Source organism: Nitrospinota bacterium, assembly GCA_016235255.1.
Taxonomy (GTDB): Bacteria; Nitrospinota_A; UBA7883; order UBA7883; family JACRLM01; genus JACRLM01.
Genome location: JACRLM010000041.1, coordinates 25,514 through 40,684 on the forward strand (window position 1 = coordinate 25,514; position 15,171 = coordinate 40,684).

Genomic DNA, 15,171 nt, shown 5'->3' on the forward strand with positions numbered 1-15,171 from the left:
CTCCCCGGTTATTTCGCCATATTAGGCGGGCAGGACGGCGCATATTTCGTCATGTCCTCCGTTCTGCTTGCGGCATACCATGTATATCTGCGCATCCGGATCGCAAAAGATCCCGGCTACACCATACAGTCGGTCAACTTCAAGGCACGGGCCTTGTGGGTGGAACGGATCATGAAAAGCGGCGAGGACGGGGTGCTGGCGGTGCAGACCCTGCGAAACTCCACCATGGCCGCCACGCTCATGGCGTCAACCTCCGTGATACTGGTGATAGGCGTGCTCACGCTCAGCGGCCAGGGGGACAAGCTTGGCGCCACATGGCATGTATTGAACCCGGGGGACATAAGCGCGGAAATATGGCTGCTAAAGCTGATTATGGTGCTTCTTTGCTTCTTCACGGCCTTTTTCAGCTTTTCGCTTTCGGTCCGCATGTTCAACCATGTGGGATACCTCATCAACGTCCCCCTTTCCATGGGCCAAAGTCTGATTTCGGCGGAATACGTGGCCGTTTACTTAAACCAGGCGGGGAAGTATTACAGCGTGGGGATGCGGGCTTTCTACTTTTCCGTCCCGCTCATTTTCTGGCTGTTCGGGCCGCAGTTCATGCTCTCGGCCACCATCGCCCTGATCGTGGCGCTTTACAGAATTGACAGGGCGCCAACAAGCACGGCGGATTAAGGCCGGTTAAAATGGAAAAAGACGGGACTTGTCTCTTAACTCCGCGTCTCCGTGTCTTTCTGGTCCATCGGCGCCCTCTCCCCGCTGTTTTTTTCAATACGGGCCATCTTCTCCTCGTATTCCTTCTGGTTCATCACGTCCAGGTCCCACCGGGTGACCTTCACCGCAAGCTTCACGTTCACCCCTCTTTTGCCTATGGCCAGGGAAAGCTCCCCGTCCGGCACGATCACGTCGGCGAACTTTATCTTGTCCGACGGAAGCACCTTCATGCTCTTGGCCGGGGCGAGCGCGGCGGTGATCAGCTTTTTCGGGTCTTCGCTCCAGCCGATGATGTCTATTTTCTCGCCGGAAAGCTCCTTCATCACAGGCTTTATCCGCGCCCCGTGTGGCCCGATGCACGCCCCCACCGGGTCTATATCATGCTTCCTGCTTTTCACCACCACTTTGGACCTGCCAGAACCGTCCCGGGCCACATTGACTACTTCCACAGTGCCGTCGGCCAGTTCCGGAGATTCATTTTCCATCAATTTTGTCAACAGGTTAGGATGTATACGTGAAAGTGTTATCATAGGTTCACGCCGACCTTCCGCCACCTCCGCTATGGCAAGTTTCACGTGCCTTCCGCGCTCAAACCTGTCGTTTGCAAGCTGTTCGGAATGGGGGACCACCCCTTCAAGCTCGCCAAGCTCGAACACAAGCCCCGCGTCGGTCTTGCGTATGAACCTGGCGGTGACCACCTGCCCCTTACGGGCGCTGTATGAAAGGAAAAGGTGGTGCAGTTCCGCCTCCCTCCCCTTTTTGTGAATCATCTGGCGCACCGATTGCGCCGCTATCCGCCCCAGGTCCTCCATCTCCACCCGGTTTTTCACGGTAGAACCGACGGACGCCTCCGGGGCTATCATCACAGCCCTGTCCAGCGATATCTGCAACGACGGATCGGACGGCTCCTCGGCCACTTCCAGTATCTCGTAAAGCTCGAACTCCCCCCTGGCCCGGTCGAACCGGACTTCGAGGTTCTCCCTGTTCAGCCGTTTGACGGCGACGATTTTCACCGCCTCCTCGATGACCGCCACAAGATCGTCCACCTTCATGGACCGCTCGTCGGCCACCCCCTTCAACGCGTTCAACAATTCGGATGTCATATTTTAAAACTCTATTTCCAGGTGCGCTTTTGCGACGTCCTGGTATGGGATGGTGAATATTTGCCCGTCTTTTTTCAGGGAAACGGTCACCCCTTTCTCGTCGGCGCTTGTGATGGTGGCCAGTATCTTGTTGGAACCGGCCAACTGTACGCGAAGCTTGAACGCCGCCAGCTTGCCTATGGCCCGGATGAAGTCCATCGGTTTTTTAAGGGGCCGTGTAAGCCCCGGGGAAGAGACTTCCAGCATGTAAGCTTCCGGGATCACGTCCTCCGAGTCCAGGGCCAGGCTTATCTGGCGCGACGCGCTGGCGCAATCCTCCACGTCCACCCCGCCCTCCTTGTCCACATACACCGCCAGCGTGCGCCTTCCGCCGCCGCCGCCGGCGAACTCCACGTCCCATAGTTCCAGCCCTTCGGCCTTCACGACGGGCTCGATAATGCCCCTGATTTTGTCCAGTATGTCCATTGTCATAATCTGCGATCCAAAAAATAAAAAAAGTGGGCGAGAAACCTCGGTCCACTTGAAAATGCAAAACGCCTCAATTTCTTTTGATTATCCCACACGGGGCCGGGCGCGGCAAGGGGGGGTGGGGATTTTTCCGGCGGGCAACGTGGATTCTTCCGGTTTTGCGGCGGTGATGTTAGTATTGCTGGAAATTTAACTGGCGGTAAAACCATGGCGACAAGTTCCATCGGGCACGTGCGGCAGGTGATGTACCACGTCATCGTAAACGGCCCCAAAAGCGTGCTGGACGTGGGGATCGGTTTCGGCCGGTGGGGATTTTTGTGCCGGGAGATGCTCGACGTATTCCCCGGCCGGGTGAAAAAGCAGGAATGGAAGACGCGGATCGAGGGGATCGAGGTGTATGAGCCATATCTGCAGGATCATCAGCGGTTCATATACGACAAGATCCATATCGGCAACGCCCGTGACGTGATAGCCACCCTCGGCCATTACGACATCGTGATAATCGGCGACATGCTTGAACACCTTTCAAAGGACGACGCATGGGCCCTTTTCCACGGCGCCATGGAACGGGCGGACATGGGACTTGTATTAAACCTCCCAATCGGCAAGGAATGGCTCCGCGCGACCGGGGGGGAGAACAAGTGGGAAGACCACCTTTCATGGTGGACACTGGACGAGTTCGCCGACTACCTTCCCCAGACCTATCTCACCAGGCTTGAAAACGGCATGGAACACGCGGCCATGTTCATTAGCTCCGCCGACTACAGGTATGTCCAGATGCTCACCCAGGCAGGGCAGGCCGAGCAGGCCGGAGATAGCGAAGAGGCGGTTTCGTTGTGCAAGTCGGCGGTGTCCATTTCGCCCAAACGGCCCGAAGCTTATATGACCGCCGCTGACATACTGCTCAACTCGGGGCTTGTGGGCGAGGCGGAGAAGATAATGATGGCCATGACGGTCAACGCTCCTGATTATCCACATGGCAGGATACTGCTGGCAAACCTTTACAACCTGAGCGGCAAAAAGGACAAGGCGACAGAACAGCTTCAGATTGTGGTCTCCATGCCCGGAGTGGACGAAGGGATCAAGACACAGGCGGCGGACCTGATCGCGGCGATACGGAAGGTGTCCAGCGCTTGATGCCGCACAAGCCGGGGCGGTTACCGCAAGCTTCCATACGCCTTCAAAAATATAAACCGTCCGTTTTGATGAGTCCGGGGTGACCGCCCTTGCGGGCTACAACACCCCGGACAGCGTTAAGATGCCCGCGCTCCCACAAAGTCCCCGGTTCCACGCTTTAAGAATCCGTGGTCAGCGACCACGGGGAAGCGTACTTGAGACGACCACGGGGAAGCGTGCTTGAGACGACCACAGGAAGCGCACTTGAGACGACCACTGTGGGAAGCGCTAATAGAGGCGGCCACTGTGGGAAGCGCTGATAGAGACAACCAGCGTGTTTGCGGACAGCTAGCCCGGTTGAACGCTCACCGGGGTGTTGTAGCCCGCAAGGACGGTCACCCCGGTGTCTTACCGCTCGGCGGGGTGTTTGAGCGCGAAGCGCGTCACCCCGCCGTCGTATACGGCGGCAATTGCCGGCGGGACGCCGGCGCTGCAAAAGTCCAGACCACGTGGAAGCTTTGAACAAGGGCCGAGTGGACTTCATTCTTACGTTTCCTTGACACTTCCATACCCCTAACGCATACTTGATTGACCGGGTCTTACGGCAATAAACAACATTACGGTTCTTTTGTGAGCGAAACCACTCAGGCGGAAGGAAAGCGGGCCGCCATGGACTTTAAAGAGGTCACCGTCCGTTACGCGGAAGACATGGCCCGGGTGGAAAAGGACATCCAGCGCCATTTTTCCTCCGACGTGGCGCTCATCCCGGCCGTTTCCGGCTATCTGATCGGCGGCGGTGGCAAGCGTATCCGCCCGCTTCTGTTGATAGTCTCGTCCCGGCTTTGCGGATACACAGGCTCCACGCGCCAGATAACAAACTCCGTGGTGGCCGAATACATCCACGCCGCCACCCTGCTCCATGACGACGTGGTGGACGAGGCGGACACGCGCCGTGGCTCGGCCTCCGCCAACGCAAAATTCGGCAACGAGGCCTCTGTGCTCGTCGGGGATTTCCTTTTCGCCAAATCGTTCGACCTGATGAGCGCCGACGGGGACATCCGGGTGATCCGCGCCATGTCCACCGCCACAAAATGCCTGGCGGAAGGCGAAGTGCTCCAGCTTGTGAACACGTGCAACCTGGAGGTCTCCAACGAGGCGTACATGGACACCATATACAGAAAGACCGGCGCGCTGATAGAGGCGTGCTGCCGGGTTGGCGCCATGCTCGGCGGGGCGCAGGAGGAAAGGGAGAACGCCTTGGCCAGGTATGGAAAGAACATCGGCGTGGCCTTCCAGCTTGTGGACGACGCGCTAGACTACGTGGGCGAGGCAAAATCGTGGGGCAAACCGCTGGGGGCGGACCTTGTGGACGGCAAAGTCACCATGCCGCTGATCCACGCGCTTGCCGCGGCGAACGAAAGGGAGAACACGATCATCGCCGAGGCGATAGAGCAGGAAGGCTCCGCTTCGGACAAGCTTGGCGCAGTCATGCCAATCCTGGAAAAGCGCGGCTCCATTATCCACACGATGGACATGGCGAGGGACTATGCCGAGGAGGCCAAATCGGCAATCGCTTCCCTGTTCCCGCCGTCGGACCATCTGGAGGCTCTCCATTACATAGCCGAATATATCGTCAGCCGCAACGTATGATATGACACGGTCCGCAAAATGGCCCTGGTAATAGCCGAAATCGGCTTTTCCCACGGAGGGGACATAGACCTTGCCATCCGCATGATCGAGGCGGCGTCGGGAGCCGGGGCGGACGCCGTCAAATTCCAGTCATTTTTCGCGGACGACCTTTATTTCCCGGATCACGAGCTATATCCGATTTTCAAGGCGGGGGAAATATCCGTGGCGGCGCATGCGGCCTTAAAGAACGCGGCGGACGCCAATGGGATCGGTTTCCTGTCCACCCCCTTCAGCCCGTACTGGGTGGACGTGCTGGACAAACTGTCGCCCATGGGCTTTAAGATCGCCTCCATGGACATCAATAATCCGGTGTTGCTCAAGGCCGTGGCGGCCAAGGGGCGCGAGGTGTTCATTTCCACCGGCGCTTCGGACATAGAGGAAGCGGCCCGGGCCGTGCGGATATTGCGCGACGGAGGGGCAAGCGAGGTGTGCGTGATGCACTGCGTGTCCAACTATCCCACAGACCCGCAGGACGTGGCGCTGTATATGATCCCGAAACTCCGGGCCGAGCTTGGAACGCCGGTGGGATTTTCCGACCACACGCTGGGGGTGAACGCGGCGGTGGCGGCGGCGGCGCTGGGGGCGGAGGCCATCGAGAAACATTTCACCTTAGACAAAAACCTCCCCGGGCCGGACCACAAGATATCCGCCGATCCGGAAGAAATGGCCCGGTTGGTGAAGGCCGTGAAGGACCTGGAACTGGAGATGGACGCATTTTCCGCGGATCATCACGCGGCCCGGGCCGACGCCGGAAAGAAAAAGGGGATGCGGCGCGGAATCTACGCCGGGCGTAACATAGCCGCCGGGGAAACCGTGACCCTTGATTGTTTGAAACTAGTACGGCCGCAGATCACCCCGCTTGAAAGGCTGGACGAGTTTCTCGGCAAGCCCGCCCCCCGTGCATACAAGGCCGGGGAAAGCCTGTAGCGGGGAAAAGAATTTTAACCACAGAGTCACAGAGACACAGAGATAAGAATTAATTCTTATCTTCATTTCTTTACCTGTGTGTCTCTGTGACTCTGCGGTAAATCAGTCCTTTCCCTTTGCCTGTTGAATCGGGCGCCTTGCATGGCTTACCATAGGCCAGCCGGTAATTTTCTGGAGAAGCCGATGCCAAGCCGCCGCCCTGGATGCCCCTACTGCGGGGCGCAAGTCACCCTCGCGGGAGATCCCGGCGGCGATGGGCTTTACACCGTTAAATGCGCCAAATGCGGCAATCTGTTGAAAATTCCCGCACAGGACAACACCACTGAAAAACTTCCGCCGCCGACTGAAAAAGTTCCGCCCCCTTCAAGCCCGGAGGCGCGGGCAAGGCACGCCGCGGAACTTCATGAAGACGGGACGCGGCTTTTAGAATCGCAAAAATTCCCGGCTGCGGTGACGAAGTTCCGGGCCGCGTCCGACAAGGCCCCGGACAACGTGGAAATCCTTTCCGCCCTCGCCCACGCATGTTCCAGGGCGAACATGGCCTATGACGCGCTGGCCGCGTATAAACGCATTCTCGACATTGATCCGGACAACAGGGAAGCTCTGCTCAAGACAGGCATGCTTTACATCCAGTTAAAGCGCCCGGCGCTGGGGGCGGCGGCCTTGCACAGGCTGCTTGAATTTGATCCCGGCCATGAGCAGGCCCGCCTGATGCTGGAGATCGCCACAGCGCAGAAAAAGGACGAGGAAAAGTCCACCGGAGCCCCATCCGCCACGCCTCGGCGCGATGTTCTGGCGGAACTGGCCGGCCTTGTCTTAAGCGCCGGGTGGGGAAAGACCGGGCTTGTGGCGGCGGAATGGATATTGCCGCTGGCGGCCTTTGTGGCGATCTACCAGACGATCGGCTCCGAATCGGTTTATATGGACGGACTTCTGGCGGCGATGTTCCTTTATTGCGTCTTCTTAGGCGTGGTGGCGCACGAACTTGGGCATGGCGCCGCGGCGCTCATGTGCGGGGACAGGACCGCGCTCAACGCCGGAAGGCTTTCGCTTGATCCTCTTCGCCACCTGTCGTTTCTGGGAACCATCGCCGTCCCGGCGCTTGTGTACATCGCCGCGGGGGTGATGTTCGGATGGGCAAAACCTGTCCCTTTCGATCCGATGAAGATGGACCGGCATCCAAGGGACCTGGCGTTTGTTGCCGGCATGGGGCCGTTCGCCAGCTTCGCATCGGCCTGCGTTTCCTTCACGCTGTTCCTGGCGGTGGCCGCCGCCCACAACATTGACCATCCCGAGGCTTATCTCAGGTTCACATCCGAGCTTGGCTCGCCGTTGGATGCAGGGTCCGGGCGATGGGAGGCTTTCTGGTTCGTGGCGCTTGAGATAACGGCGCTGTCGGCGGTGGCAAACCTTATCATCGGCGCGTTCAACCTTATCCCCCTCCCCCCGCTGGACGGTGGCTGGCTGTTAAAATGCGCCGCGCCGCGTTCCGGCGAGTGGCTCAACAGGCTCATGTGGCCCGGCGCCATAGCGGTGATCGGGCTGATATATTCCGGGTTCGCCCCGCTCGTCTTTTATCCGGTGTATGTGGCGCTGGCCGGGTTTTACTTCGTCTCGGGGTTGGTGCTTTGAAAGGCGCCGCGTGCGTCCGCTGCGGCATGGTCAATATGCCGCCGTCCGGGGGGGACAAGTGCGCCGTGTGCCAGACTCCTCTCAAGGAAAGGCCGGAAGACCCGTTCGCCGGGAAAATGTTCGGCCTTGAGCTGAACCGGACTCCGCTGAAAAAGCTTGCCGGGCGCAAGCTCGCGCAACTGGGCAAATTCAAGGGGACGGCTGAATTTGTTTCCGTGGCGGCCAACATCATCACGGCAAAACTTTTGCGGAGGATCGCGCTGGAGCCTTTGTTTTGCGGCAGGCTGATCCGTTTCCGGAAGACCGACCTTACGGAGGAGACCGCCATTGACCAGGCGGCCTTAAAATCGGTCACGTCGAAACTTAAAGAGAGAGGTTTTGCGGCGGCGTGGGACAGGATCGTGGAATCGCGCGTGCCCCCGGTGTATGAGCGGATATACATAAATCCCGAAAAAAAGCTGTACGCATCCGCCGGTTTGGTGGAGAACACGTTGGGCGCCGGGGCGCGGATAATTTCGCCGAAAAAGGAGGCGGGGCTTGTGATCGTCTCCAACGAACCGGCGCAGATAGCGGCCGACCCGGAATCGGAGTTTCATTGCGTCCCTGGCGGCTCCATCCCGGAACTGCTCAACAAAATGGAACGCCTTATCGAGGGGAAAGACAGGACGAACGTCCGGTTCTCCGCGCGGGACATACTTATAGACCTCGCCGACAGCCATGAACGCGCCTTTGACGACGCCGTATCAAAAAAACTGTTGATAAAATTCCGCGTGGAGGGGGAAGAAAACCCGGGAGCCTCCGCGTTCACCCCACCGGCCGCGTGCCATTTCCATCACAACGAAACGGCGGTGAAACATTGCTCGCTTTGCGATAAGCCTGTGTGCGTGGCCTGCCTGTTCCGGTTTGAGGAAAAGGATTATTGCAAACTCTGCCTGCCGGGGGAGGCGGAAAAAGGGATCGGGACGCATCTGGACCTGACCGGAGAGCTGAACCCCGCCGGAATGGCGCTTCGCGGCGCCGTGAAGGTCTTAGAAATAGCCGGATTGTTATGGCTTTTGGCGGCGATGTTCCCGGAAGGGGCGGCGGGATCGAAAATCGCCTTTTTTATCCTTGCCTCCGCCATGTTCACCGCGTACTTCTTCGCGACGGTTGCCGTTTGGGGCGCCACCCCTTTGCAACTGGCCGCCGGGGTGGCCGTGATAGACGCGGAAACCGGGGCTCCGCCGGGATTCAAGGGGGCGTTCATCAGGACCTGCTATCTTTTCGTCACGATGATCACATTCATTCCGGCGATAGGGTATATCGCGGCAATCCGCGATCCGCTCCGGCGCGGCTGGCACGACAGGATGGCGGGGACGCTGGCCGTCACATCGAACGCCCCCATGAAGGAAAAGGCGGGGCTGGCGGCGATTGTCCTGATGGCGGCCATAGCCGGATTGAACTGGACACACCTGAAAGGGGGAGCGGCGGATATTTTCACCGTGGCGTTCGGTGGATCGGCGCCTTTGGACATGGCCGTGTCGGCAACGCCATATTGGAGCGGCAAGACCGCCACGCCACCGGCAATGCCCCCCGGACGGGCCGCCGTCGTGGCCGAAGATGGCATCGCAACAGCGTATATGCCCGACAACGGCAGGCAAATATGGGCCTCCCCTGCCCGGAATGTTGAGAGGGTCTTCGCGGATACTTTCTCCAGCAATTACATATTCACCGCGGGGAAAAATATCGGCGCCATCGCGGGGCAGAACGGCGCCGTGGCGTGGTCAACGGCTCTGCCCGCCAAGCCTGAAACACCACCGGCGTTCAACTCCACCGGCATCACCATCGCCGCCGGAGGGAACGTGATATCGCTGGACCGGGCAGGCAAGTTTATGTGGAGCAAAAAAGCGGACGGGCCTGTGGAGCGTCTATCGGCCACAGCGGAAACTGTCACGGCGGTGATAAAGGGACAAGGCTCCACAGTTTACCGGCAGAATGACGGGCAGGTTCTCGTAAAAATGCCGGGGATGCGCCCGGTGGCCTCGACATCGGCCGTGGAAACGGTGTTTGGCGGCGCGGCCGGGACGGCGCTTGTGAACATGAAAGACGGCAGCGTCAAATGGGCTATCAGCAGGCGCTTGATATTCCCCGTGGAGGACATGTCCGGCCAGCCTTATCTATACTCCGCCACGGCCGCCCTTCGCCCGGAAAGCGGAATCTCCGCGTTCGGCTATCCCAAAGGATGCGCTTTCACCGGGACGCTAAAGAACCTTTTGATTTTGAACTGCCCGTCAAGCAAGAAGATGATAATAGCCGACGGCAAGACCGGCGCCTCCATTTTCAATATGGGCGCCCCTCCTTTCGGCAAATCATGGCTGCTGGCGGAAACCGGGCGCTATGCAATGCTGGCTGAGGACTCGTCCGCCGGAGGATTCGTCAAAATGTACCTGTTGATGGTGGATCCCGGCCTGGTGGGGGCCCAGACCATCCCGCTTGGCGATTTTAGCGGCGAACCTTCCATCCATTACGACCGCCGCGCCAACGCCCTTTTCATCGCCGGGAAGAATTTCATGGGAGCCTGGCGGCCGCCATTTTAGATGGGGGCGCGAGCAAAGGACGCTTCACACCGCCTTTCGTAAAAGCTTCAGTTCCGCGCGTATGGTGTCGCGCACAATGTCCTGAATGGCGCGCTGGTCTTTCCTGGTATATTCCCGCAAAGCCTCGTTTATATATGGCTGGTAAGCGCGTCCCTCACGTTCGGATTTAGCGCGGAACCAATTCAATACGTCCGTGTCTATGCAAATGGTTATTCTGGTCTTGCCTTTGGTGGACGCAATGGGGCCGCGCTTTCCTTTGCCAAAATCAACTTCCTTTTTCATAGTATTGCCTTTCCCGTCTTGTGGCTTTCCTTGCCGATATAAGACGTGTTTTGCCGTCATCCATAAATGCGAATACGATCACGATCACTTCACCGGTGATATTTTGTCCTATGGCCAAAAACCTTTGTTCGGAATGTCTCTCGTCTTCAACGGTGATGGTTGATGGATCCTCAAATACAGACACCGCGTCGTGGAAATCCACTCCATGTTTTTTCTTGTTTGCGGCGGCCTTGCTTATGTCCCAAACAACATCACCAGGTTTCATGGGCTTATTATATGCATATGATATGTATTTGTCCAGAAACCAAGGCCGCCGTTATAAATTCCGCCGCCTATCCCCCCACTATCCCGGCGGCGAACGCCACCGCCATCCCCTTCTCGTGCGACAGCGACACGTCCAGCGAAGCGATTCCAAGCTCCAGCGCGATTTTCTCCGCTTTGCCCGATAGCGTCACCACCGGACGCCCTTCTTCGTCCGCCGAAATGTCTATTTCAGTGAACGACACTTTGCCGATCCCCTTGCCCAGAACTTTCATCACCGCTTCCTTGGCGGCGAAACGGGCGGCGTAAGATGGATTGGGATCGGCCATGCGCGAGCAGCGGTCCATCTCCCCCTGGGTGAATATGTGGCGCAAAAACCTTTCGCCGTGGCGGGCCACCGCCTTTTTGATCCGGGCGGGGTCGCAGATGTCCACTCCTGTCCTTATGGAGACGCGGGGCTGTGGTCTTGATGGATCGGGGCTCATGGGGGATATGATAACAGAAGAAGCGTTATTCGCCAGCGTGCCCGGCGGCCTCTTTCTCCATTTCATCGAAGGCGCGCTGAACGATCTTCTCCACGGCTGGGGGAACGCTCAACGACGCCTTGAACCGCCGGACGAAATCCTCGTATTCCTTGAGCAGCGTCTCCTCCTCATCGGCGGCGATCTTAAGCTCACGTTCGATGCGGGAAGACTCCCCCTTATATATCTCCAGCTTCTGGAAAAGGACCTGCCGCTTGCGGTCGAAAGCTTTTATCTTCTGGCCCCCCTGTTCCATTTTTTCCTGCGATTCGCCTCGTTTGCGGGCGGTTTCGGAGAGTTTTGCGTCCAGTCCGGCGAAGGAGGACTTGAGCCTGCCCAGGAATTTCTCCCGCCGGTCCGCCAGGTCCACGTCCTGCGGGGCGAAAAGCGAATCAAAGGATCCCGCAATTCCCCCCTCTTCGGCGGGCATGCGGCCGGAAAGCAATTCCATGTACTTTCCCTTAAGGGAGGTCTCTTCCCGGGAAAGCCTGGCCGCGTCGTCCTTCGCGCGTGAGATTTCTTTTTTCAGCCGGTCGGTGTTTGTGACGATGTTTTTAAGGGAGGCGACCGTTTCTTTGCGCAAGGCGGTAAGTTTTTCCAGGGTCTCCACCTGGCGGGCGCGCCGCTCCCGCCGGTATTTAAGGCTTCCCCGGAACCGGACGAGAATCTTCTCGAGCGTCTCCACCGCTCCAGCCACCTCTTTTTCAGTGGCTACCCGCCGTCCGTCCGCCCTGTTGTGGTCCTGATCCAAAACGTAGCTCTCCGTCATTAAGTTGACGCCATAACCGCTACCATAAATGAAAACCACATTCCGTGCCAAACCACGCCAACGGCGGAATAATGACACGCGGACCAAACGGACGTAAACAGGAATTATCAACCACAGAGGCACGGAGGCACAGAGGGAAGAAAAGAAAAAAGATAATATTTCCCCCATATCTCAAAGGCTTCGTGGTTTCTCGCATCTATAATGAATGTGGAATTGAAATAATTTGCATCAGTTCCTCACCTCCTCCCCTCTGTGCCTCCGTGCCTCTGTGGTTATTTCATCCTGTATCCGCCTCTGTGGTCAATCCACCCTTCTTCTAAATTTTCCTTGCGAAAACGAAAATTTACGGTAAGATTAGGTTTTCTTTTTTCGTAACAATTCAATCGGATTATTTAAGGGAGCGTTATGGGACGCATTAACTATCTTTTTACTTCTGAATCGGTGTCCGAAGGACATCCGGACAAGATATGCGATCAGATTTCCGACGCGGTGCTAGACGCCGTCATCGGGCAGGACCCCTATGCCCGCGTCGCATGCGAAACATTCTGCACCACCGGGCTTGTGCTTATCGGCGGTGAGTACACTTGCGACCCGAAGGTGAAGCTGGACGTGGCCCAGATCGCCAGGGACGTGGTGCAGGAGATCGGCTACAACGAGTCGGCCATGGGATTTGACTATAAGTCCTGCGGGGTGCTCAACGTGATGCACGGCCAGTCGGCGGACATCGCCATGGGCGTTGTGCGCGAGACCCCGGAAAACCAGGGGGCGGGCGACCAGGGGATCATGTTCGGCTACGCCACCAACGAGACCCCGGAGCTTATGCCCATGCCCATCCTGCTGGCGCACAAGCTTATGCTCAAGGCCGCCGAGATGCGCAAGAACGGCAAGATGCCGTTCTTGAGGCCGGACGCCAAGTCGCAGGTGACGGTGGAATATGTGAACAGGACACCCCACAAGATAGACACGGTGGTGCTTTCCACCCAGCATAGCGACGACATCTCGCAGGAAGACCTTAAAAAGGAAGTGATCGAGAAGATAATAAAGCCGGTCATGCCAGAGCATCTTTTCGACGAGAAAAAGGTGAAATTCCACATCAACCCCACCGGGCGGTTCGTCATCGGCGGCCCCCACGGGGACACGGGATTGACCGGCCGGAAGATAATCGTGGACACATACGGCGGCGTGGGATCCCACGGCGGCGGCGCTTTCTCCGGCAAGGACCCGAGCAAGGTGGACCGCTCCGCCTCGTACATGGCCCGTTATGTGGCCAAGAACCTTGTGGCCGCGGGGATCATGGACAAGTGCGAAGTGCAGCTTGCCTACGCCATCGGCGTGGCGGAGCCCGTGTCGGTGCTGATAGATTCTTTCGGCACGCGCCACCACAAGATTGACCAGGAGAAAATCCAGAAGATCGTGCGTGAGCATTTCGACCTGCGCCCGTACGGCATCATCAAGACGCTGGAGCTGCGCCGGCCCATATTCCGCAAGACCGCGGCCTACGGCCATTTCGGCAGGCAGCTGCCGGAGTTCACCTGGGAAAAAACGGACAAGGCCGACGCGCTTCGCAAGGCGGCGGGGCTGTAATCTAAATAAAAGGAAGAATGATGACGACTCAAACGGCGCTAAACCACGACGTTAAAGACATGAACCTCGCCGACAAGGGGCGAAGCAGGATTGAATGGGCCGACGGCGACATGCCGGTGCTCCGCACGATCCGCGACAGGTTCGCCAAGGAAAAACCTTTGGCTGGCGTGCGGATGTCCGCGTGCCTGCATGTGACCGCAGAGACCGCGAACCTTTGCCGCGCGCTGAAAGCCGGCGGGGCGGACCTGGTGCTTTGCGCCTCCAATCCCCTCTCCACCCAGGACGACGTGGCCGCCGCGCTGACAAAGCATTACGGTATCCCCACGTTCGCCATCAAGGGGGAGGACAACGAGACGTACTACAAGCATCTTAACAGCGCGTTGGACCATAATCCCAACGTGACGATGGACGACGGGGCGGACCTGGTCACCATGATCCTCACCAAACGGCAGGACCTGGCGGCGCAGGTGTATGTTTCCATGGAAGAGACCACCACCGGCGTCATCCGCCTTCGCGCCATGGAAAAGGACGGTGTGCTGAAATTCCCGGTGATCGCGGTGAATGACGCGGACACCAAGCACCTTTTCGACAACCGCTACGGCACTGGCCAGTCCACACTCGACGGCATCATCCGCGCCACGGACATATTGCTGGCGGGCAAGAAAGTCGTGGTGGCCGGCTATGGCTGGTGCGGCAAGGGTGTGGCCTCCCGCGCCTCCGGCATGGGCGCCACGGTGATCGTCACCGAGGTGGACCCGATCCGGGCGCTTGAAGCGGCCATGGACGGGTATCTTGTGATGAGCATGGAAGAGGCCGCGCCGCAGGGGGACCTTTTCATAACCGTCACCGGCAACATGCACGTTGTCCGGCCGGAGCATATGAAGAAGATGAAATCCGGCTCGATGGTGTGCAACTCCGGCCATTTCGACATCGAGATAGACATCAAGGGGCTTGAGGCCATCGCCAAGAAGAAGACGAAAAACATCCGTAACTTCGTGGACGGCTACGAGCTGGACGGCGGCAGGACGGTTTATGTGCTCGGCGAAGGGAGGCTTATAAACCTGGCCGCCGCCGAAGGGCACCCCGCTTCCGTGATGGACATGAGCTTTGCCACCCAGGCCCTCGCATCCGAATGGGGTGTGAAGAACAAGGGGAAGCAGGCCGTGGCCGTGCACAACGTCCCCCGGGAGATAGACGCGCTGGTCGCCACGCTGAAGCTTGGCACGATGGGTATCGGCATAGACAAGCTGACACCAGAGCAGGCGCACTACCTTTCCAGCTGGCAGCACGGGACGTAAGAATACTTTCGCCGTCAATCGCTTTTAAGAGCGGGGTGATATTCACCCCGCTCTTTTTTATGCGCGGCGCCACGGGAGCGTGGGATCATTTTTCTCCCCCTTTACAAGGAGACCTTTGCATAATTCCAGCATCGTGGTTTTGATCCATCATTTACCCCGTAATTGCGGATTGACGGCCTCTTTGCGCTCAGACAACGACTGTTTTGTGCCCCCCATGGAGCCCGCTTTAGC

14 protein-coding genes are annotated in these 15,171 nt (G+C 58.3%); 8 read left to right on the plus strand and 6 right to left on the minus strand.

Going from position 1 to position 15,171, the window contains the following annotated elements:
- Positions 1 to 51: 51 nt before the first annotated feature.
- Positions 52 to 675, plus strand: a complete 624-nt coding sequence (locus tag HZB29_05600; protein MBI5815067.1) for a DUF599 domain-containing protein — start codon at positions 52 to 54, stop codon at positions 673 to 675.
- A gap of 35 nt (positions 676 to 710) precedes the next feature.
- Here HZB29_05600 and nusA read toward each other — a convergent pair whose 3' ends face one another.
- Positions 711 to 1,817: a transcription termination/antitermination protein NusA gene (gene nusA, locus HZB29_05605; protein MBI5815068.1), complete on the minus strand. Its 1,107-nt coding sequence runs from the start codon at positions 1,815 to 1,817 to the stop codon at positions 711 to 713.
- 3 nt (positions 1,818 to 1,820) lie between these two features.
- Positions 1,821 to 2,288 (minus strand): ribosome maturation factor RimP, encoded by a 468-nt coding sequence (locus HZB29_05610; protein MBI5815069.1) that lies wholly within the window; start codon positions 2,286 to 2,288, stop codon positions 1,821 to 1,823.
- A 204-nt stretch (positions 2,289 to 2,492) separates the two neighbouring features.
- Between HZB29_05610 and HZB29_05615 the strand changes: the two genes are divergently transcribed.
- From HZB29_05615 to HZB29_05635, 5 genes are all read left to right on the plus strand, one after another.
- Positions 2,493 to 3,422: a tetratricopeptide repeat protein gene (locus tag HZB29_05615; GenBank protein ID MBI5815070.1), complete on the plus strand. Its 930-nt coding sequence runs from the start codon at positions 2,493 to 2,495 to the stop codon at positions 3,420 to 3,422.
- A gap of 609 nt (positions 3,423 to 4,031) precedes the next feature.
- Positions 4,032 to 5,051 (plus strand): polyprenyl synthetase family protein, encoded by a 1,020-nt coding sequence (locus tag HZB29_05620; GenBank protein MBI5815071.1) that lies wholly within the window; start codon positions 4,032 to 4,034, stop codon positions 5,049 to 5,051.
- Between the two features lie 18 nt (positions 5,052 to 5,069).
- Positions 5,070 to 6,017, plus strand: a complete 948-nt coding sequence (locus tag HZB29_05625; GenBank protein MBI5815072.1) for an N-acetylneuraminate synthase family protein — start codon at positions 5,070 to 5,072, stop codon at positions 6,015 to 6,017.
- 183 nt (positions 6,018 to 6,200) lie between these two features.
- Positions 6,201 to 7,649 (plus strand): tetratricopeptide repeat protein, encoded by a 1,449-nt coding sequence (locus HZB29_05630; protein MBI5815073.1) that lies wholly within the window; start codon positions 6,201 to 6,203, stop codon positions 7,647 to 7,649.
- Complete coding sequence (locus HZB29_05635) at positions 7,646 to 10,225, plus strand: RDD family protein (protein MBI5815074.1); 2,580 nt, start codon at positions 7,646 to 7,648, stop codon at positions 10,223 to 10,225. The genes HZB29_05630 and HZB29_05635 overlap by 4 nt, the downstream gene beginning before the upstream one ends.
- Before the next feature lie 24 nt (positions 10,226 to 10,249).
- On the opposite strand, the gene HZB29_05640 is transcribed toward HZB29_05635, so the two are convergent.
- From HZB29_05640 to HZB29_05655, 4 genes are all read right to left on the minus strand, one after another.
- Positions 10,250 to 10,507 carry a BrnA antitoxin family protein gene (locus HZB29_05640; protein MBI5815075.1) on the minus strand — a complete coding sequence of 86 codons (258 nt, stop codon included), beginning with the start codon at positions 10,505 to 10,507 and terminating at the stop codon, positions 10,250 to 10,252.
- Positions 10,491 to 10,772, minus strand: coding sequence for a BrnT family toxin (locus tag HZB29_05645; GenBank protein MBI5815076.1), 282 nt, complete (start codon positions 10,770 to 10,772; stop codon positions 10,491 to 10,493). The genes HZB29_05640 and HZB29_05645 overlap by 17 nt, the downstream gene beginning before the upstream one ends.
- A gap of 67 nt (positions 10,773 to 10,839) precedes the next feature.
- Positions 10,840 to 11,319 carry a holo-ACP synthase gene (gene acpS, locus HZB29_05650; protein MBI5815077.1) on the minus strand — a complete coding sequence of 160 codons (480 nt, stop codon included), beginning with the start codon at positions 11,317 to 11,319 and terminating at the stop codon, positions 10,840 to 10,842.
- On the minus strand, positions 11,279 to 12,058 hold the full coding sequence (locus HZB29_05655) for a hypothetical protein (protein MBI5815078.1): 780 nt from the start codon (positions 12,056 to 12,058) through the stop codon (positions 11,279 to 11,281). The genes acpS and HZB29_05655 overlap by 41 nt, the downstream gene beginning before the upstream one ends.
- A 405-nt stretch (positions 12,059 to 12,463) precedes the next feature.
- On the opposite strand from HZB29_05655, the gene HZB29_05660 reads away from it, so the two are divergent.
- Positions 12,464 to 13,642 (plus strand): methionine adenosyltransferase, encoded by a 1,179-nt coding sequence (locus HZB29_05660; GenBank protein MBI5815079.1) that lies wholly within the window; start codon positions 12,464 to 12,466, stop codon positions 13,640 to 13,642.
- Positions 13,643 to 13,659: 17 nt separating this feature from the next.
- Positions 13,660 to 14,940, plus strand: coding sequence for an adenosylhomocysteinase (locus HZB29_05665; protein MBI5815080.1), 1,281 nt, complete (start codon positions 13,660 to 13,662; stop codon positions 14,938 to 14,940).
- Positions 14,941 to 15,171: the final 231 nt, after the last annotated feature.